Consider the following 20,211-nt stretch of genomic DNA (forward strand, 5'->3'; position numbering starts at 1 on the left):
ATTCAAATCCGCGGGTCTGCCGCTCACTAAGCCACTTCAGAGCAGCACCACGTCGTATTGTTCCTGGGAATACATGGTTTCCACCTGAAAGCGAATCGTACGACCGATAAAGGCCTCCAGCTCCGCAACGTTCCCTGACTCTTCATCGAGCAGGCGGTCCACCACTTTCTGGTTCGCCAACACTCTATAACCTGTGGCCTGGTAAGCGCGTGCCTCCCGGAGGATTTCCCGGAAGATTTCGTAACACACGGTTTCCGGGGTCTTGAGCTTGCCCCGGCCCTGGCAGCTGCTGCACGGTTCGCACAGAACCTGCTCAAGGCTCTCGCGGGTGCGCTTGCGGGTCATCTGCACCAGGCCCAGCTCGGTGATACCAATGATGTTGGTCTTGGCGTGGTCGCGCTCGAGTTGTTTTTCCAGGGTCCGCAGCACCTGGCGCTGGTGCTCTTCATGCTCCATGTCGATGAAGTCGATGATGATGATCCCGCCCAGGTTGCGCAGGCGCAGTTGGCGAGCGATGGCGGTGGCCGCCTCCAGATTGGTCTTGAAAATGGTTTCTTCGAGGTTGCGATGGCCGACGAACGCCCCGGTGTTGACGTCAATGGTGCTCATGGCTTCGGCCGGGTCCACCACCAGGTAGCCGCCGGACTTGAGCGGTACTTTGCGCTCCAGGGCCTTCTGGATTTCGTCTTCGACACCGTACAGGTCGAAAATCGGCCGCTCGCCGGGGTAATGCTCGAGGCGATCGGCGATTTCCGGCATCAGTTCTGCCACAAACTGCGTGGTTTTCTGGAAGGTTTCCCGGGAATCGATGCGGATTTTCTCGATCTTGGGGCTGACCAGGTCCCGAAGGGTCCGCAGCGCCAGACCGAGGTCTTCGTAGATCACGCTGGGGGTGGCGATGGTCTTGATCTGATCGGCGATCTGGTCCCAGAGCCGGCGCAGGTAGCGGATGTCCATGAGGATCTCATCGGCCCCGGCCCCTTCGGCCGCAGTACGCAGGATGAAGCCGCCAGCCTCCTTGATGCCCTCTTTCTCCACACAATCGCTGACCACCTGCTTGAGGCGTTCACGCTCGGCCTCGTCTTCGATCTTCAAGGAAATGCCAACGTGAGCGGTACGCGGCATGTACACCAGGTAGCGCGACGGAATCGACAATTGTGTGGTCAGGCGCGCGCCCTTGGAACCGATAGGGTCCTTGGTGACCTGCACCACCAGGCTCTGGCCTTCATGAACCAGGGCGCTGATGCTCTCCACGGCAGGGCCTTCACGCATGGATATTTCCGAGGCATGAATGAATGCCGCGCGGTCCAGGCCAATGTCGACGAACGCCGCCTGCATACCCGGCAACACCCGCACCACCTTGCCTTTATAGATATTGCCGACAATGCCGCGCTTTTGCGTGCGCTCGACGTGAACTTCTTGCAGAACACCGTTTTCAACCACCGCCACGCGCGATTCCATCGGCGTGATGTTGATCAGGATCTCTTCACTCATGGCAGGGTCTCGTTCAGGCGTGTTCACGATAATGGCCGCATCAAGTCAGACGGCGCTCAGCGCGCGCTCAGGGTTTGCCAACAGGGTATGCCGAAATGGCCCAACAGCTCCGAGGTTTCGCACAGCGGCAGGCCGACCACGGCTGAATAGCTGCCTTCAAGCCCGGCGACGAATACCGCCCCCAAGCCCTGAATGCCATAGCCGCCGGCCTTGTCCCGGGGCTCACCGCTGTTCCAATAGGCTAGCGCTTGTTGTTCGGTAATGGCGCGAAAGCTCACCCGGCTGCGGACCACACGGGTTTCACAACGTTGCCCGTCCAGCACGGCAATGGCGGTCAGCACTTCATGGTCACGACCGGACAGGCTCAAGAGCATTGCCATGGCGTCGGCCTGATCCAGCGGCTTGCCAAGTATCCGCCCGTCCAGCACCACGGCGGTGTCGGCGCCCAGCATGCAGCCGTCCACGCCTGCCGCCAAAACACGTCGCCCGGCCTGGGCCTTGCCGCGCGCCAGGCGTTCGACGTAGGCCGAGGGGGTTTCGTCATCCAGGGGTGTTTCGTCGATGTCCGCGCTGACGGCAGTGAATGACACACCGATCTGCGCGAGCAACTCACGCCGACGCGGCGAGCCTGAGGCGAGGTAAAGCGGTTTCATCAAGACATCTTCCTCTCAAAGCACAGACTTCCAAACGCAAACAGCTTTTGTGGCGAGGGAGCTTGCTCCCGCTGGGCTGCGCAGCGGCCCCAATTTTTACGGTCGCTACGCAACCGAGCGGGAGCAAGCTCCCTCGCCACAGGGATGTAAGTCATCAAAAGAAGTGTAGATATCCTGGTGGTGAAGGTGCGGGCCAATGCCTGACCGAATCAGTTGATTTTGAAACGCAGGCGCAGACCACGCAAACCGAAGCTGACCCACGGCCAGAGCAAGGCACTGACCAGCGCCGGCAGCACCAGCGCCAGGGTCGGCTGGCGATTGCCGGTCAGCGCGCTGAGCCACAGCTGTACCAACTGCGCCAGGCCGAAAATCACCAGGATCACCAGGCACTGCTGCCACATGGGAAACATCCGCAAACGTTGTTGCAGCGACAACACCAGGAACGTGATCAGCGTCAGGATCAGCGCGTTCTGCCCCAGCAACGTGCCATACAGCACGTCCTCGGCCAGCCCCAGGCACCAGGCGGTGACCATGCCGACCTTGTGCGGCAGCGCCAGCGCCCAGAATGCCAGAAGCAGAGCCAGCCACAGCGGGCGCAGGATTTCCATGAATTGTGGCAGCGGTGAAACGCTGAGCAACAGGCCGATGGCGAACGTCAGCCAGACTATCCAGCCGCTACCCGATTGAGTACTGCTCATTATTCTCGTGCTCCCCTGGTGGCTGGCGCGGCGGCCGGCGTGGAGACAGGCGGTTTGGCCGCGGGCCTTGCGGGTTGAGTCGCCGGCGCTTGCGTGGCCGGTGTCGCAGTCGGGGCAGCCGGCGTTGTAGCCGGGGCAGGTGCGTGGGGCGCCGGTGTCGTGCCCGGGACTGTCGCCGGGGTAACCGGGGCCGCGGTCGACTCGCCGCTCTGCCGGTCCTCGGCCTCCTGGGCCACGGCGGCGTCGTTGGCGCGCTCTTCCGGGGTGCGGGGGTCGCTGAATACCAGCAGCAGGTATCGGCTGCGATTCAACGCCGCCGTCGGCACCGCACGCACGATGGCGAATGGCTGGCCGGAGTCGTGTATGACCTCCTTGACCGTCGCCACCGGATACCCGGCCGGGAATCGCTGGCCGAGGCCGGAGCTGACCAGCAGGTCCCCTTCCTTGATGTCGGCGGTGTCCGCGACATGCCGCAGTTCCAGGCGCTCCGGATTACCGGTGCCGCTGGCAATCGCCCGCAAGCCGTTGCGGTTGACCTGCACGGGAATGCTGTGGGTGGTATCGGTCAGCAGCAGCACGCGGGATGTGTAGGGCATCAACTCCACTACTTGCCCCATCAGGCCGCGGGCATCGAGCACCGGCTGGCCCAGGACAACACCGTCGCGCTCACCCTTGTTGATGATGATGCGGTGGGTAAAGGGGTTGGGGTCCATGCCGATCAACTCGGCCACTTCGACCTTCTCGTTGACCAGCGCCGAAGAGTTGAGCAACTCGCGCAGCCGCACGTTCTGCTCGGTGAGGGCCGCCAGCTTCTGCATGCGCCCCTGCAACAGCAGGTTTTCGGTCTTGAGTTTTTCGTTTTCGGCCACCAGCTCGGTCCGGCTGCCAAACTGGCTGGCCACACCCTGCCACAAGCGCTGCGGCAAATCGGTGATCCAGTAGGATTCCATCAATACCAGCGACATCTGGCTGCGCACTGGCTTGAGCAGCGTGAAACGGGCATCGACCACCATCAGCGCAACCGACAGCACGGTCAGCACCAGCAGGCGCACACCCAGCGAGGGGCCTTTGGTAAAAAGCGGTTTAATAAGCCGCTCCTCCCAGGCAAATGTTTTCTTTATTCATACGGCATCAAACCGGCCTGGATACGAATGACAGAAGATAAACGTCAACGGGCAGCACTGCAAAGTGCTGCCCGGGGAGCGAACAACATAGACCATCCAGACGGACTTATTCGCTGGAGAGCAGATCCATGGTGTGCTTGTCCATCATTTCCAATGCACGGCCACCGCCACGGGCGACGCAAGTCAGCGGGTCTTCGGCAACGATCACCGGCAGGCCGGTTTCCTGGGCCAGCAGTTTGTCGAGGTCACGCAGCAACGCGCCACCACCGGTCAGCACCAGGCCGCGCTCGGCGATGTCCGACGCCAACTCCGGCGGCGACTGTTCCAGGGCGCTCTTGACCGCTTGGACGATGGTCGCCAGCGACTCTTGCAGCGCTTCGAGCACTTCGTTGGAGTTGAGGGTGAACGCACGTGGAACGCCTTCAGCCAGGTTGCGGCCGCGAACGTCGACTTCACGCACTTCGCCGCCCGGGTAGGCCGTGCCGATTTCCTGTTTGATACGTTCGGCGGTGGATTCGCCGATCAGGCTGCCGTAGTTGCGACGCACGTAGGTGATGATCGCTTCGTCGAAACGGTCGCCGCCCACACGTACGGACTCGGCATAAACCACACCGTTGAGGGAGATCAAGGCGATTTCAGTGGTACCGCCACCGATGTCGACGACCATCGAACCACGGGCCTCTTCGACCGGCAGGCCGGCACCGATGGCAGCGGCCATCGGTTCTTCGATCAGGAACACTTCACGGGCACCGGCGCCAAGGGCCGATTCACGGATGGCGCGACGCTCCACCTGGGTGGACTTGCATGGCACGCAGATCAGCACGCGAGGGCTGGGCTGCAGGAAGCTGTTTTCGTGAACTTTGTTGATGAAGTACTGCAGCATCTTTTCGCAGACGCTGAAGTCGGCGATCACACCGTCCTTCATGGGACGAATGGCCGCAATGTTGCCCGGTGTACGGCCCAGCATGCGCTTGGCTTCGGTACCGACAGCCACGACACTCTTCTGGTTACCGTGGGTGCGGATGGCCACGACCGAGGGTTCATTCAGGACGATACCGCGCTCGCGCACGTAAATAAGGGTGTTGGCAGTGCCCAGGTCAATGGAAAGATCGCTGGAAAACATGCCACGCAGTTTCTTGAACATGGGAAAGGGACCCTAGGCAACGCGTGGGTAAAAAAGTGCGGCAAACTCTAACAACGACAGGGATTTTGGGCAAGGCGCCAATATGTTAAATTGGCCGCTTTTCTGTGCACCAAACCCCGAAATCGCGGCCAATGCCCTGTTTCGCAGATACGTTCCTTTTTTGACGAGTGGCTATTGTCGTCAGGCAAGACGCCGCGACGAGTCATAGCCCGCTATGGCGAGAAGCGGCAACGCAGCATGATGACAATAGACGCCGTCAAAAAAAGAACAGTATTTGTGATACAGGGCACTGGACCGTAGAAATGCGGTAGTGTTCCGACAATCTAACACACGGACAGACTGCGTCCGTTTTGTTTTCCACTGGAGAAACCCATGGCGCTTGAACGCTCCGACGTGGAAAAAATCGCTCATCTGGCCTGTCTGGGCCTCAATGAAGCCGATCTTCCACACATCACTTCTGCCCTGAACAGCATTCTGGGGCTGGTCGACGAGATGCAGGCGGTCAATACCGACGGCATCGAACCCCTGGCCCACCCACTGGAAGCCAGCCAGCGCCTGCGCGCCGACGTCGTGACCGAGTCCAATCATCGCGAGGCCTACCAGTCCATCGCACCAGCGGTCGAAAACGGCCTGTACCTGGTTCCGAAAGTCATCGACTAAAGGGAAAGAGCCTCTCATGCATCACATGACCCTGGCCGAGATCGCCCGCGGACTCGCCGATAAAAAATTTTCCTCCGAAGAGCTGACCAAGGTCCTGCTGGCGCGCATCGCCCAACTCGACCCGCAGCTCAACAGCTTCATCAGCCTCACCGAAGACCTGGCCCTGAGCCAGGCCAAGGCTGCCGACGCCCGTCGCGCCAACGGTGAGAGCGGCGCCCTGCTCGGCGCACCGATTGCCCACAAGGATCTGTTCTGCACCCAGGGCATCCGCACCAGTTGCGGCTCGAAGATGCTCGACAATTTCAAGGCCCCGTACGATGCCACCGTGGTCGCCAAACTGGCCGCCGCCGGCGCCGTGACCCTGGGCAAGACCAACATGGACGAATTCGCCATGGGCTCGGCCAACGAGTCGAGTTACTACGGCGCAGTGAAAAACCCGTGGAACCTGGAACACGTACCGGGTGGTTCGTCCGGCGGTTCGGCCGCCGCCGTGGCCGCGCGCCTGTTGCCGGCCGCCACTGCCACCGACACCGGCGGCTCGATTCGCCAGCCGGCGGCATTCACCAACCTCACCGGTCTCAAGCCGACTTATGGCCGCGTATCGCGCTGGGGCATGATCGCCTACGCCTCCAGCCTCGACCAGGGCGGCCCGCTGGCGCGCACTGCTGAAGACTGCGCGATCCTGCTGCAGGGCATGGCCGGCTTCGACCCTAACGACTCCACCAGCATCGATGAACCGGTGCCGGACTACAGCGCCAGTCTCAATGGTTCGCTGCAAGGCCTGCGCATCGGCGTGCCGAAGGAATACTTCAGCGCCGGCCTGGACCCACGCATCGCCGAGCTGACCCACAACAGCATCAAGGCGCTGGAGAAGCTCGGCGCGGAGATCAAGCCAATCAGCCTGCCGAACATGCAGCACGCGATTCCCGCGTACTACGTGATCGCCCCGGCGGAAGCCTCCTCGAACCTGTCGCGTTTCGACGGTGTACGCTTCGGCTATCGCTGCGAAAATCCGGACAACCTGATCGACCTGTACAAACGTTCCCGTGGCGAAGGCTTCGGCGCCGAAGTGCAACGCCGGATCATGGTCGGTGCCTACGCGCTGTCCGCCGGCTACTACGATGCCTACTACCTCAAGGCGCAGAAAATCCGTCGCCTGGTGAAGAACGACTTCATGGCCGCCTTCAACGAGGTCGACATCATCCTCGGCCCAACCACGCCAAACCCGGCCTGGAAACTCGGCGCCAAGAGCAGCGACCCGGTCGCTGAATACCTGGAAGACGTCTACACCATCACAGCGAACCTCGCCGGCCTGCCGGGCCTGTCCATGCCAGCCGGTTTCGTCGATGGCCTGCCGGTGGGCGTGCAGTTGCTCGCGCCGTACTTCCAGGAAGGCCGCCTGCTTAATGTGGCTCACCAGTATCAGTTGAACACTGACTGGCACACCCGCACCCCAACCGGCTTCTGAGGAGAAACACATGCAATGGGAAGTCGTGATCGGGCTGGAGATTCATACCCAGCTCACCACCCGGTCGAAAATCTTTTCCGGTAGCTCCACCACGTTCGGTTCCGAGCCCAACACCCAGGCCAGCCTGGTCGACCTGGGCATGCCCGGCGTGCTGCCGGTGCTCAACGCCGAAGCCGTGCGCATGGCGGTGATGTTTGGCCTGGCGATTGACGCCGAGATCGGCCAGCACAACGTATTCGCCCGCAAGAACTACTTCTACCCGGACCTGCCCAAGGGCTACCAGATCAGCCAGATGGAGTTGCCGATTGTCGGCAAGGGTCACCTGGACATCGCCCTGGAAGACGGTACGGTCAAGCGCGTCGGTATCACCCGTGCGCACCTGGAAGAAGACGCCGGCAAGAGCCTGCACGAAGAATTCAACGGCGCCACCGGCATCGACCTGAACCGCGCCGGCACGCCGTTGCTGGAAATCGTCTCCGAACCGGACATGTGCAGCGCCAAGGAGGCCGTGGCCTACGTCAAGGCGATCCACGCGCTGGTGCGCTACCTGGGTATTTGCGACGGCAACATGGCCGAAGGCTCGTTGCGCTGCGACTGCAACGTGTCGATCCGGCCCAAGGGCCAGGTTGAGTTCGGCACCCGCTGCGAGATCAAGAACGTCAACTCGTTCCGCTTCATCGAGAAAGCGATCAACACCGAAGTGCAGCGCCAGATCGAACTGATCGAGGACGGCGGCAAGGTCATCCAGCAGACCCGCCTGTACGACCCGAACAAGGACGAGACCCGTCCGATGCGCAGTAAAGAGGAGGCCAACGACTACCGTTACTTCCCCGACCCGGACCTGCTGCCGGTGGTCATCGAGGACTCGTTCCTCAACGACGTACGCGCCACCCTGCCAGAGCTGCCACCGCAGAAGCGCGAGCGCTTCCAGGCGCAGTTCGGGCTGTCGAGCTATGACGCCAACGTCCTGGCCACCAGCCGCGAACAGGCCGATTACTTCGAAAAAGTCGTGAGCATCGGCGGCGACGCCAAGCTGGCGGCCAACTGGGTGATGGTCGAGTTGGGCAGTCTGCTGAACAAGCAGGGTCTGGAAATCGACCAATCGCCGGTGTCGGCCGAGCAACTGGGCGGCATGCTGTTGCGGATCAAGGACAACACCATTTCCGGCAAGATCGCCAAAATGGTCTTCGAAGCCATGGCCAACGGTGAAGGCAGCGCCGATGAGATCATTGAGAAGCGCGGCTTGAAGCAAGTCACCGACACCGGCGCGATCAGCGCCGTACTCGATGAAATGCTCGCGGCCAACGCCGAGCAGGTCGAGCAATACCGAGCGGCAGACGAAGCCAAGCGCGGCAAGATGTTCGGCTTCTTCGTCGGCCAGGCCATGAAAGCCTCCAAGGGCAAGGCCAACCCGCAACAGGTCAACGAACTGCTTAAAAGCAAGCTCGAAGGCTGATGACCATGGGGCCAGTACCTGTATCTGGCTCATTCCCCTGTGGCGAGGGAGCTTGCTCCCGCTGGGCTGCGCAGCAGCCCCTAAATCCGGCAGCGGAAATGGGGGCCGCTTCGCGCCCCAGCGGGAGCAAGCTCCCTCGCCACAATGCATTCCACAACCACATTGATGTGGGAATCCCCAACATGAAACGTCTCCTCGCCGCCTGCGCCCTGCTGTCCCTGCTGGCCGGTTGTGCCAGCCAGAGCGGGACAGTCGATCCACACGGCTATGACCAGACTGGCGTCGCCTCTTATTACGGTGCCAGGCACCATGGCAAGCGCACCGCCAGCGGCGAGCGCTTCAACCAGCATGGCCTGACTGCCGCCCATCGCCAGTTGCCGTTTGGCACACGGGTGAAAGTCACCAACCTGAAAAACAACGACAGTGTCGTGGTCCGCATCAACGACCGCGGCCCCTACACCCGTGGCCGCCTGATCGACGTGTCTCGCGGCGCCGCCGAGCAACTGGGCATGTTACGCAGTGGCACCGCACGGGTGCGCGTGCAAGCCCTCGACGATTGATAGACGGAGCCCGCCCATTTCCCTACTGACTGCCATACCGCTGCTGAGCCTGATCGAACTGTTCGGTGGCCTGCTGTTGCTGATCGCCGGTGCCGAACTGCTGGTGCGCGCCGCCGTGGGCCTGGCGGCGCGCTTGCAGGTGCGGCCGCTGATCATCGGCCTGACCGTGGTCGCCTTTGGCAGCAGCGCCCCGCAAATGGCCGTCAGCCTGCAAGCGACCCTGGCGCAGAACGCCGACATCGCCGTGGGCAGCGTGATCGGCAGCAGCATCTTCAACATCCTCGTCACCCTCGGGTTATCGGCCCTGATCATTCCGCTGCGCGTCTCGCGTCAACTGGTGCGCCTGGACATCCCGTTGATGATCGGCGCCAGCCTGCTGGTGTTCGTACTGGCCTGGAACGAGGAACTGACGCCACTGGACGGCGCGCTGCTGTTGATGGCCCTGGTGGTGTACCTGGGCCTGTTGCTACGCCAGTCGCGGCATTCGGCACGACCGCACCCCGTGGGGGTCGACGTGGCGCAGGTATCCTGGTTCAAGAGTCTGTCGATGATGATCCTGGGGCTGGCAATGCTGGTTTTCGCCGGACACCTGCTGTTGGGCGCGGCAGTGGAAGTGGCGACGGACCTGGGGCTGTCGGAACGCATCATCGGCCTGACCATCGTCGCCGTCGGCACCTCGCTGCCGGAACTCGCCACCTCGCTGATCGCCGCCCTACGGGGCCAGCGCGACATTGCCGTGGGCAACGTGATCGGCAGCAACCTGTTCAACCTGCTGGGCGTGCTGGGGGTGACCGCCCTCGCCGCGCCCTCGCCGCTCTCGGTTTCCCCCAATGCCTTGGATTTCGACCTGCCGGTGATGCTCGGCGTGGCGGTGCTGTGCCTGCCGGTGTTCTATTCCGGCTACCGCGTCACCCGCGCCGAAGGTCTGCTGTTTTTGGGCTTGTACCTGGCCTATGGGCTGCATGTCGTGTCGTTCACTACCGGTATGCCCCTGGCCGGGCAACTGGAACGCCTGATGCTGTTCTATGTGCTGCCGGCCTTGCTCGCGTTTTTGCTGTTCACCTCCCTGCGCGCCTGGCGCCGTCAACACCACAAGAGGGATTTGCCATGACCGACACTCCAAAGACCGGCCTGGACATGCGCCGCCAGGTGATGGGCGATGCGTTCGTCGACCGCGCCCTGGGCAACGCCACCGAATTCACTCAGCCGTTGCAGGACTTCGTCAACGAGCACGCCTGGGGCAGCGTCTGGAGCCGCGAAGGCTTGCCACTCAAGACCCGCAGCCTGATCACCCTCGCCGCCCTCACCGCCCTCAAATGCCCGCAGGAACTGAAAGGCCACGTGCGCGGTGCATTGAACAATGGTTGTACGGTTGAAGAGATTCGCGAGGCGTTGCTGCATTGCGCGGTGTATGCCGGGGTGCCGGCGGCGATTGATGCATTCAGGGCGGCGCAGGAAGTGATCGATAGTTATCAGAAATCTGAGTAACTGTTAGACCGCTATCGCGAGCAGGCTCGCTCCCACAGGGATCGCAGGCGTACTGGAAACTTGTGTACACCGCCCATCCACTGTGGGAGCGAGCCTGCTCGCGATAGCGGCCTCAAGCACACCGCCAGGCTTCAGATCCAGCCGCCCCACTGCAACACAAAAACCCCCAGGTTGGTGGTAATCGCCGCCATCAGCGTGGTGATGACGATGATCGCCGCCGCCAGTTCATGGTTGCCATCGGCCGCCCGAGCCATGACGTAACTGGCGGCGGCGGTGGGGCTGCCGAAGTACAGGAACAGAATCCCCAGCTCCGCCCCACGAAAGCCCCAGAGCCAGGCGCCGAGGGTGGCCAGCAGCGGCAAGCCGACCATTTTCACCAGGCTCGAACTCAGGGCCATCTTGCCGCTTTTGCGCAGCGCCGCCAGCGACAGCGTGCCGCCGATGCAGATCAGTGCCAGGGGCAAGGTCATCTGGGCAAGGTATTTGGCCGAGGTTTCGAACCAGTTCGGCAGGCCTACCTGCCAATAGGCCAACGGTGCGGCCACGACCACACTGATGACCAGCGGGTTGCTGACCACGCTTTTGCAGATGCTCCAGGGATCGGATTTGATCACCGGGCTGTAGACCGCCAGCACGATGGTCGACAACGTGTTGTAGAACAGAATCACCAGCGCCGCGAGAATCGACCCCAGGGAAATCCCGTAGTCGCCATACATGCTCGCCGCCAGTGCCAGGCCGATCACGCCGTTGTTGCCGCGAAAGGCGCCCTGGGTATAGATGCCACGGTCCTCACGCGGACAACGCCAGATCGCCCAGCCCCAGGCCACGGCAAAGCACACCAGGGTGGCAATGGAGAAATAGATCAGCAGGTCCGGCTGCAATGCCGCATGGAGATCGGCATGCAGGATGCCGAGAAACAACAGCGCCGGCATGGTGACGTTGAACACCAGGGACGAGGCCATGTGGATGAAATTGTCGTTGATCCAGTAGATGCGCTTGAGCAGCGTTCCCAGAAACAACATGGCGAACACCGGCGCGGTGATGTTCAGGGTTTCGAGGAAAATTGCCAGCATGCCGGGGACCTTGAGAAGGGTGTCGTTAGGTGGCTAATGATAGCCACTAACGACACTGGCGTCTGGTAGACCGCTATCGCGAGCAGGGCTCGCTCCCACACTTTGCTCGTGGGTGGATGCAGAATTCACACTCACCGCAAATCCCCTGTGGGAGCGAGCCTGCTCGCGAAGACGTTGGCCCATCCAACATCAATGCAAGCTGAACCACCGCTATCGCGAGCAGGCTCGCTCCCACAGCTCAGTGGTCAACGGATCAAGTAATCGGCGCAGGGTTGAACAAGGTGATGTCGTTATACAGTTTGTGCCGCTCGGCCCAGGTCTGTTTCTTGCCGCTGGCCACGTCCAGGTAGTAATGGAAGAGCTCCCAACCCAGCTCCTCGATGGAAGCACGTCCGGTGGCGATGCGTCCGGCGTCGATGTCGATCAGGTCCGGCCAGCGCTGGGCCAGTTCGGTGCGGGTCGAGACCTTCACCACGGGCGCCATGGCCAAGCCGTACGGTGTGCCACGGCCAGTGGTGAACACGTGCAGGTTCATCCCCGCCGCCAGTTGCAACGTACCGCAGACAAAATCACTGGCCGGCGTGGCGCAGAAGATCAAGCCCTTTTGCTTGACGCGCTCGCCCGGGCCAAGCACGCCATTGATTGCGCTGCTCCCGGACTTGACGATCGAGCCCAGGGATTTTTCGACGATGTTCGACAGCCCGCCCTTCTTGTTGCCCGGCGTGGTGTTGGCACTGCGATCGGCCTCGCCCTTGGCCAGGTAACGGTCGTACCAGTCCATCTCGCGTACCAGCTCCTGAGCGACTTCCCGGGTTTGTGCCCGGGAAGTCAGCAGGTAAATCGCATCGCGCACTTCGGTGACTTCGGAAAACATCACCGTCGCCCCGGCCCGCAGCAACAGGTCCGAGGCATAGCCCAGGGCCGGGTTGGCGGTGATGCCGGAAAATGCATCGCTGCCGCCGCACTGCATGCCCAGGATCAGCTCCGAGGCCGGCACGGTTTCGCGGCGGCGCTGGTCGAGTTTTTTCAGCCGGGTTTCGGCCAGCGCCATGATCTGCTCGATCATTTCGGTGAAACCGTGGCTGGAATCCTGCAAGCGATACAGCCACGGCTCGCTGAGGTCCACCGAGCTGTCGTTCTCGTGCATCACCTGCCCGGCCTGCAATTTCTCGCAGCCCAGGCTGATCACCAGCGCTTCACCGCCCAGGTTCGGGTTGCGCGCCAGGTTACGCACGGTGCGGATCGGAATGTACGCGTCGGTGGCGGTGATCGCCACGCCGCAGCCGTAGCTGTGGGTCAGCGCCACCACGTCATCGACGTTCGGGTACTTGGGCAGCAATTCGTCCTTGATGCGCTTGACCGCATGGTCCAGCACCCCGGTCACGCACTGCACCGTGGTGGTGATGCCCAGGATGTTGCGCGTGCCCACGGTACCGTCGGCGTTGCGATAGCCCTCGAAGGTGTAGCCCTCCAATGGCGCATCGGCCGCCGGCACGTCGGTGGACAGCGGCAGGCTGTCCAGCGGCGGCGCGGTGGGCATGCGCAGTTGGTCTTCCTTGACCCAACTGCCACGCAGGATCGGTTGCAGCGCGTAGCCAATGACCTGGCCGTAGCGAATCACCTCGCCGCCCTCGGGAATATCTTCCAGGGTGACCTTGTGGCTCTGCGGTACAAAGTCCACGGTGACCAGGCCGTCCGGGAACTCAGTCCCGGCTGGCACGCCTTGGTCGTTCACCACAATGACCACGTTGTCCCGCTCGTTCAGGCGGATGTAACGGGGCGAATCGGCATGTTCAATCAGTTGCATCGACATCGCTCCTTCAGGATTTCGCTTCAGACAGGCTGGAAAATTGGTCATCCCTGGCCGTGGGTTCTTTGAGCACGACACGCTTGATCGGCCCGACGATCACCAGGTAACTGAACACCGCCATCAGCGCGTTGCAGCCCACGAACACCAGCGCCCACTTGAACGAACCGGTGGAGCTGATGATGTAGCCGATGACGATCGGCGTGGTGATCGATGCCAGGTTGCCGAAGGTGTTGAACAGGCCGCCGCTCAGACCGGCGATCTGTTTTGGCGAAGTGTCGGACACCACCGCCCAACCCAGTGCACCTACGCCTTTACCGAAGAAGGCCAGGGCCATGAAGCCCACCACCATCCATTCGATGTCCACGTAGTTGCACGCCACGATGCTGCTGGACACCAGCAAGCCGGCGATGATCGGCGCCTTGCGGGCGAAGGTCAGCGAGTGGCCCTTGCGCAGCAGGTAATCGGAAATCACCCCACCGAGCACGCCACCGATGAAGCCGCAGATCGCCGGCAAGGAGGCGATGAAACCAGCCTTGAGGATGGTCATGCCGCGCTCCTGCACCAGGTACACCGGGAACCAGGTCAGGAAGAAATAGGTGATGCCGTTGATGCAGTATTGGCCCAGGTAGACGCCGAGCATCATGCGGTTAGTCAGCAGTTGGCGGATGTAATCCCACTTCGGACCGTCGGTCTTTTTACCTTTGCCCTTGTCCTGGTCCATGTCGACCATCGCGCCGTTGGCGGCGATGTGATTGAACTCGGCCTCGTTGATCATCGGGTGCTGACGCGGGCTGTGGATAACCTTCAGCCAGACCAGCGAGAACACGATACCGACCACGCCCATCACGATGAACACGTGCTGCCAGCCGAAGCGGTAGACGATCCAGCCCATCAGCGGCGCAAACAACACCGTGGCGAAATACTGGGCCGAGTTGAAAATCGCCGAAGCGGTGCCGCGTTCAGCGGTGGGGAACCAGGCCGCGACGATACGGGCGTTGCCCGGGAAGGACGGCGCCTCGGCCAGCCCGACCAGAAAACGCAGCATGAACAGCGCCACCACGGCGGTGGAGACGCCGAATTCACCGACATAGCCTTGCAGCACGGTGAACAGCGACCAGGTAAAAATGCTCAAGGCATAGATTTTTTTCGACCCGAACCGGTCAAGCAACCAGCCGCCCGGGATCTGCCCGGCCACATAGGCCCAACCGAAAGCGGAGAAGATATAACCGAGGGTAATGGCATCGATGCCGAGGTCTTTTTGCAGGCTGGAGCCGGCGATAGCGATGGTTGCGCGGTCGGCGTAATTGATCGTCGTCACCAGGAACAGCATGAGCAGGATCAAATAGCGGACGCGAGTCGGCTTGGTTTCTTGCATGTAAATCTACTTCCACTATTTATTTTTATACGGGAAATCTGGTTGTACGACCGGGCGGGTTGCCCCGCTCCGGCCGGTGTCGCAATTACGATCCGATGTAAGAAGTTTTCACCACGGTGTAGAACTCTTGCGCATAGCGACCTTGCTCGCGCGAGCCGTAGGACGAACCTTTGCGGCCGCCAAACGGTACATGGTAATCCACGCCGGCGGTTGGCAGATTGACCATCACCATGCCCGCCTGGGAATGACGCTTGAAGTGGTTGGCATATTTGAGCGAAGTGGTGGCGATACCGGCGGACAGACCGAACTCGGTGTCGTTGGCCATCGCCAGCGCCGCCTCATAATCGGCCACGCGCACGACGTTGGCCACAGGGCCAAAGATTTCTTCGCGGCTGATACGCATCGAGGCTTCGCTGTCGGCGAACAGCGTCGGCGCCAGGAAGTAGCCTTCGGTGTCGCACGTCACCAGACCGCCACCGCTGACCAGCCGCGCACCTTCGCTCTGGCCGATGTCGATGTACTTCAAGTCCTGGTTGAGCTGGGCCTCGGAAACCACCGGCCCGATATCGGTGCCGGCCTTCAAGGCATGACCGACCTTGATCGACTGCATGCGCTCGGCCATGGCGGCGACGAACTTGTCATGGATGCCGGCGGTCACGATCAGGCGGCTCGAAGCCGTGCAACGCTGGCCGGTGGAGTAGAACGCGCTCTGCACCGCCAGTTCGACGGCCTGCTTGAGGTCGGCGTCGTCGAGGATGATCTGCGGATTCTTGCCGCCCATCTCCAGTTGCACCTTGGCCTGGCGCGCCACGCAATTGACCGCGATCTGCCGCCCCACGCCCACGGAACCGGTGAAGCTGATGCCGTCGACTTTCGGGCTGTTGACCAGGACTTCACCGACCACACGGCCGCTGCCCATCACCAGGTTGAACACACCGGCCGGGAAACCGGCGCGGGAAATGATGTCCGCCAGGGCCCAGGCACAACCTGGCACCAGTTCGGCGGGCTTGATCACCACGCAGTTGCCGTAGGCCAAGGCCGGAGCGATCTTCCAGGCGGGGATCGCGATCGGGAAGTTCCACGGCGTGATCAGGCCGACCACACCCAGCGCTTCGCGGGTGACTTCGACGTTGACGCCCGGACGCACCGACGGCAGGTAATCGCCCGACAGGCGCAGGCACTCGCCAGCGAAAAATTTGAAAATGTTGCCGGCGCGGGTCACTTCGCCAATGGCTTCGGGCAGGGTCTTGCCCTCTTCCCGGGCCAACAGTTGGCCGAGTTCTTCGCGGCGGGCGAGGATTTCGCTGCCGACTTTGTCCAGCGCATCGTGACGGGCCTGGATACCCGAGGTCGACCAGGCCGGGAACGCGGCGCGGGCGGCTTCGATGGCGGCATTGACTTGAGCTGCATCAGCCTTGGCGTATTCACCAATGACATCGGACAAGTCAGACGGGTTGATGTTGGTGCAATAGTCGGCACCGGCCACCCACTGACCGTTGATGTAGTTATCGAAACGCTTTGAATCTGCCACGGAGCTACTCCTTCTACAATAGCTGTCTAGGAACGCAGAACGTCCCTGGCTGCGTGCCCACGTGGAGCGTGGGAACGATCAAGCCTTACGCAAAAAGCCGCTGATTGCTCAGCGGCCTTGTCGGATCTGTTACTGCTTGCCTTGCTTGTCGATCAGCGCGGCCAGGGCTTCGTATTCTTCCGGCAGCAGGTCGGTCAGCGGGGTACGCACAGGACCTGCGTCGTAGCCGACGATCTTCGCGCCAGCCTTGACGATGCTCACTGCATAACCGGCCTTGCGGTTACGGATGTCCAGGTAAGGCAGGAAGAAGTCGTCGATGATCTTGCCGACGGTCTCGTGATCGTCGCGGGCAATGGCGTGGTAGAAGTCCATCGCGGTTTTCGGGATGAAGTTGAACACCGCCGAGGAGTAGACCGGCACGCCCAGGGCCTTGTAGGCCGCGGCATAGACTTCAGCGGTCGGCAGGCCGCCCAGGTAGCTGAAACGATCGCCGAGACGACGGCGGATCGACACCATCAGTTCGATATCGCCCAGGCCATCCTTATAGCCGATCAGGTTCGGGCAGCGTTCAGCCAGTTGCTCCAGGTGCGTGGCGTTCAGGCGGCAGACGTTGCGGTTGTACACCACCACGCCGATCTTCACCGATTTGCACACGGCTTCAACGTGGGCGGCAACGCCGTCCTGGCTGGCTTCGGTCAGGTAGTGCGGCAGCAGCAACAGGCCCTTGGCGCCCAGACGCTCGGCTTCCTGAGCGTATTCGATGGCCTGGCGGGTCGCACCGCCGACACCGGCAAGGATTGGCACGCTGGTGGCGCAGGTATCAACGGCCGTTTTGATGACTTGCGAATACTCGCTGGCGGCCAGGGAGAAAAACTCACCGGTGCCACCAGCCGCGAAAAGTGCCGAGGCGCCATACGGGGCCAGCCACTCGAGGCGCTTGATGTAGCTGTCGCGATTGAAATCGCCTTGAGCCGTGAAATCGGTGACCGGGAAAGACAGCAGGCCAGACGAGAGGATGGACTTCAGTTCTTGTGGATTCATTATTCGAACACCCTGGACGCAAATGATGTGTGTTGTAGGAAACGGTTCAGCTTCAAGAGAAGTTGTAAGTCATCGTACAACTTAAAATACGAACGTCAACTGCATTTCGTCTTTTGTCGGAGGGGCAGGCGCGTGGAGTTTGGCGAGAAGCCTTTTAGATCGGGCCTTTGGGGGTTGCTGGCAGACTGAGGAATCTTGCCATCCGAGGGCCAGCCGATCCAGCCACAGGGAAATCACGATCAGCTTCTCGAAAATAGAGACGTTAACCGTGATGATCCTAAATACGGCTTTCGAACCGAACTCGTCAGCCCAGGTGATCCTCCTGCACGACAGCTCGAAGCGTTCCAGTCGGGTAAGCGCGAGCCTGGCGCAGTCGTTCGCGACGGTTCAAGCCTTCCGAAGCAGCCTAGCTGGAGACAGAGGCGCCGATCTGATGCGCCGTTTATCGGGACTGTAAAGTTTGACAGTAGGCACCAAATAGCATCCTACCCAAGATGAAGCGGTGTTAATCGAATAGCACAAGTTGTTTACCGCACATTCGACGCGCCTCATCGCTGATGGAGAAATTTACCATGACAACATTACCACAACTATCTGCACCGACATTCGAATATGAATCACCGGTTGATACATCCGAGTTACCAGACTTCGTGAAGGCAGAAGTGCCGAAAAGTGTATACATTGTGCCTGGTGACGAAATCGATTTTCACGTGAGGATCGACAAAAGCTCTAAATGGGAAAAAACCGCACAAGTGACATCTGAGACAAAATTCCCTATGGTTTTTTCTATTCCAAAAGAAATTTTCTCGGAAGGAAACAAACCTGCTGAGGCCGAACTTCTCTACATTCGTTACCAAGGTGGAGGGGGAAACGACGACCACTCCTCGACGCTGACACTCAAACTAGAGTAAACGGTCCTCACGCCTGCACCTCCTCATGGCCCTGGCGCAGCCGTTCGCGGCTGTTGGTCAGGTGCAGGCGCATGGCCGCACGAGCCGCATCGGAGTCCTGACGAGCGATGGCTTCGTAGATTTTCGTGCTCGCGGCTCAGGCGTTCATTTGGGCAGCCTCTCAACAAACAGAAGTACCTACCGAATGCACCGCTCGTCGTCACTGTAAAGTTTGACAGTAGGCTTCCAGATGCGCCCCCGTCTTAATGAAGCCGCACTCATTGATCGGCCAAATTGCTTACCGATCAATCAACGCGTCTAGTCCATTAAGGAAAGTCCAACATGAAAACATTACCAGTTCTAGCTAAGCCTACGTTCGATTATGGAGAGATATTGCTTAAAGCATCCGAACTATCCGAAGATTTAAAAGCGGAGCCCCCCCAAAAATGAAGCTATCCGCGAGAGAGACGAAATCGAATTTAACGTGACTATAGGTGGCAAGGAACTGTGGTCAGAAACGGTTATAGTGACGTCCGAGACAATATTTCCGCAGCCTTTTTTAATTCCCAAAGAAATTTTTTTGGAATTAATTAAACCTGCTTCGGCCGAACTACGCTACACCATTTGGAACTCGGCAAGCGGAAACCCCGAACATTCTCCAAGCCAGAAAGTCGTCGTAGTGTAAACGACATTCACGCCTGCGCCTGCGCCTCCTCATGAGCCTGGCGCAGCCGTTCGCGGCTGTTGGTCAGGTGCAAGCGCATGGCCGCTCGGGCCGCGTCGGAGTCCTGGCGGGCGATGGCGTCGTAGATTTCCTCGTGCTCGCGGCTCAAACGACCCATGTAGTGCTGGTGGTCGTCGTGGGCCAGGCGCGCCGAGTTCAGCCGGGTGCGCGGGATGATGCTGGTGCCCAGGTGGGTCATGATGTCGGTGAAGTAGCGGTTGCCGGTGGACAGGGCGATTTCCAGGTGGAAGGCGAAATCCGAGGCCACCGCGTCGCTGGCGTGGGACGCGCTTTCGTTCAGCGCATCCAGGGCTGCGCGCATCGCAGCCAGTTGCTCGTCGCTGCGGCGCTGGGCTGCAAGGCCTGCCGACTCCACTTCCAGGCTGATGCGCAACTCCAGGATCGCCAGCACGTCACGCAAGGTGACCACCGTCGCCGGGTCGATGCGAAAGCCGCTCGGGCTGGGCGTGTCCAGCACGAAGGTACCGATGCCGTGGCGGGTTTCCACCTGGCCGGCGGCCTGCAAACGGGAAATCGCCTCGCGAACCACGGTGCGGCTGACACCATGGGCTTCCATGATCGCCGACTCGGTGGGCAATTTATCGCCACGCTTGAGCAGGCCGTCGCGAATCTGCTCGGACAGCACCGTCACCAGCTCCTGCGCCAGGCTGCGGCGCTTGCGGGGAAGGCGTGGTACGTCGATCGGTCTTTCCATGTGTCTGTGTCTCGGCAAGCGGCTGAATGCGCATCATGATAGCGCAACATGGTTGTACGATCACTTTTACAAAGTGGGCCTTTTGTTTTGTCCAGTCTGGCAAACCGAGGCGCCTTCATCGCGAGCAGGCTCGCTCCCACCTGGGATCGGGTTCGCACGCATAAGCATCAAGCTCACCCAAAACTCAATGTGGGAGCGGGCTTGCTCGCGAAGGCGGTGTGTCAGACACAGTAGGTTAACTGACACACCGCCTTCGCGAGCAAGCCCGCTTGTGTCTTGCGTTGCGTTTAGACTGAAGGTGAGAGCG

General features: G+C 61.0%; 18 protein-coding genes and 1 pseudogene. 7 read left to right on the forward strand and 12 right to left on the reverse strand.

What is annotated here, in order from left to right; all coding sequences use genetic code 11:
• Positions 1–36: 36 nt before the first annotated feature.
• The 5 genes from rng to mreB form a co-directional block, all read right to left on the reverse strand.
• Positions 37–1,494, reverse strand: a complete 1,458-nt coding sequence (gene rng, locus MA884_RS21970) for a ribonuclease G (protein ID WP_047228677.1) — start codon at positions 1,492–1,494, stop codon at positions 37–39.
• A gap of 56 nt (positions 1,495–1,550) precedes the next feature.
• The gene (locus MA884_RS21975) at positions 1,551–2,147 is read right to left on the reverse strand and encodes a nucleoside triphosphate pyrophosphatase (protein ID WP_256232487.1); all 597 of its coding nucleotides are present in this window, start codon (positions 2,145–2,147) and stop codon (positions 1,551–1,553) included.
• A 209-nt stretch (positions 2,148–2,356) separates the two neighbouring features.
• Positions 2,357–2,845, reverse strand: a complete 489-nt coding sequence (gene mreD / locus MA884_RS21980; RefSeq protein ID WP_256232488.1) for a rod shape-determining protein MreD — start codon at positions 2,843–2,845, stop codon at positions 2,357–2,359.
• Positions 2,845–3,933, reverse strand: a complete 1,089-nt coding sequence (gene mreC, locus MA884_RS21985) for a rod shape-determining protein MreC (protein WP_256232498.1) — start codon at positions 3,931–3,933, stop codon at positions 2,845–2,847. The genes mreD and mreC overlap by 1 nt, the downstream gene beginning before the upstream one ends.
• Positions 3,934–4,075: 142 nt before the next feature.
• Positions 4,076–5,113 carry a rod shape-determining protein MreB gene (mreB, locus tag MA884_RS21990; RefSeq protein WP_002555108.1) on the reverse strand — a complete coding sequence of 346 codons (1,038 nt, stop codon included), beginning with the start codon at positions 5,111–5,113 and terminating at the stop codon, positions 4,076–4,078.
• 372 nt (positions 5,114–5,485) lie between these two features.
• Between mreB and gatC the strand changes: the two genes are divergently transcribed.
• The 6 genes from gatC (at position 5,486) to MA884_RS22020 (ending at position 10,745) form a co-directional block, all read left to right on the forward strand.
• Positions 5,486–5,773, forward strand: a complete 288-nt coding sequence (gene gatC, locus MA884_RS21995) for an Asp-tRNA(Asn)/Glu-tRNA(Gln) amidotransferase subunit GatC (RefSeq protein ID WP_003197816.1) — start codon at positions 5,486–5,488, stop codon at positions 5,771–5,773.
• Between the two features lie 16 nt (positions 5,774–5,789).
• On the forward strand, positions 5,790–7,241 hold the full coding sequence (gene gatA, locus MA884_RS22000; protein ID WP_256232489.1) for an Asp-tRNA(Asn)/Glu-tRNA(Gln) amidotransferase subunit GatA: 1,452 nt from the start codon (positions 5,790–5,792) through the stop codon (positions 7,239–7,241).
• A 10-nt stretch (positions 7,242–7,251) separates the two neighbouring features.
• Positions 7,252–8,697 (forward strand): Asp-tRNA(Asn)/Glu-tRNA(Gln) amidotransferase subunit GatB, encoded by a 1,446-nt coding sequence (gene gatB, locus MA884_RS22005; RefSeq protein ID WP_256232490.1) that lies wholly within the window; start codon positions 7,252–7,254, stop codon positions 8,695–8,697.
• A gap of 182 nt (positions 8,698–8,879) precedes the next feature.
• Complete coding sequence (locus MA884_RS22010) at positions 8,880–9,257, forward strand: septal ring lytic transglycosylase RlpA family protein (RefSeq protein WP_256232491.1); 378 nt, start codon at positions 8,880–8,882, stop codon at positions 9,255–9,257.
• A gap of 49 nt (positions 9,258–9,306) precedes the next feature.
• Positions 9,307–10,368, forward strand: coding sequence for a calcium/sodium antiporter (locus MA884_RS22015; RefSeq protein ID WP_256232499.1), 1,062 nt, complete (start codon positions 9,307–9,309; stop codon positions 10,366–10,368).
• Positions 10,365–10,745 carry a carboxymuconolactone decarboxylase family protein gene (locus MA884_RS22020; RefSeq protein ID WP_076383558.1) on the forward strand — a complete coding sequence of 127 codons (381 nt, stop codon included), beginning with the start codon at positions 10,365–10,367 and terminating at the stop codon, positions 10,743–10,745. Before MA884_RS22015 ends, MA884_RS22020 begins: the two co-directional genes overlap by 4 nt.
• 131 nt (positions 10,746–10,876) lie before the next feature.
• Here MA884_RS22020 and MA884_RS22025 read toward each other — a convergent pair whose 3' ends face one another.
• The 5 genes from MA884_RS22025 to kdgD all read right to left on the reverse strand — a co-directional run bounded on the left by MA884_RS22025 (position 10,877) and on the right by kdgD (position 17,575).
• A complete protein-coding gene (locus MA884_RS22025; protein ID WP_256232492.1) occupies positions 10,877–11,818 on the reverse strand; it encodes an AEC family transporter in 942 nt (313 codons plus the stop codon).
• Positions 11,819–12,071: 253 nt separating this feature from the next.
• Entirely contained in the window at positions 12,072–13,625 is a 1,554-nt protein-coding gene (gene garD, locus MA884_RS22030; protein WP_256232493.1) for a galactarate dehydratase, read from the reverse strand.
• Between the two features lie 13 nt (positions 13,626–13,638).
• Positions 13,639–15,003, reverse strand: a complete 1,365-nt coding sequence (locus tag MA884_RS22035; protein WP_256232494.1) for an MFS transporter — start codon at positions 15,001–15,003, stop codon at positions 13,639–13,641.
• Between the two features lie 85 nt (positions 15,004–15,088).
• A complete protein-coding gene (locus MA884_RS22040) occupies positions 15,089–16,534 on the reverse strand; it encodes an aldehyde dehydrogenase family protein (protein WP_256232495.1) in 1,446 nt (481 codons plus the stop codon).
• A gap of 129 nt (positions 16,535–16,663) precedes the next feature.
• Positions 16,664–17,575, reverse strand: a complete 912-nt coding sequence (gene kdgD / locus MA884_RS22045) for a 5-dehydro-4-deoxyglucarate dehydratase (RefSeq protein WP_092394151.1) — start codon at positions 17,573–17,575, stop codon at positions 16,664–16,666.
• Positions 17,576–18,147: 572 nt separating this feature from the next.
• Here kdgD and MA884_RS22050 point away from each other — a divergent pair.
• A complete protein-coding gene (locus tag MA884_RS22050; protein ID WP_256232496.1) occupies positions 18,148–18,486 on the forward strand; it encodes a hypothetical protein in 339 nt (112 codons plus the stop codon).
• A 7-nt stretch (positions 18,487–18,493) separates the two neighbouring features.
• On the opposite strand, the pseudogene MA884_RS22055 reads toward MA884_RS22050, so the two are convergent.
• Together MA884_RS22055 and MA884_RS22060 are read right to left on the reverse strand one after the other, a co-directional pair.
• A pseudogene (locus tag MA884_RS22055) lies at positions 18,494–18,629 on the reverse strand (FCD domain-containing protein); the annotation flags it as partial.
• 528 nt (positions 18,630–19,157) lie between these two features.
• Positions 19,158–19,904 (reverse strand): FadR/GntR family transcriptional regulator, encoded by a 747-nt coding sequence (locus MA884_RS22060; protein WP_256232497.1) that lies wholly within the window; start codon positions 19,902–19,904, stop codon positions 19,158–19,160.
• Positions 19,905–20,211 lie beyond the last annotated feature (307 nt).

It is taken from the genome of Pseudomonas sp. Q11 (assembly GCF_024494355.1).
GTDB lineage: Bacteria > Pseudomonadota > Gammaproteobacteria > Pseudomonadales > Pseudomonadaceae > Aquipseudomonas > Aquipseudomonas hefeiensis.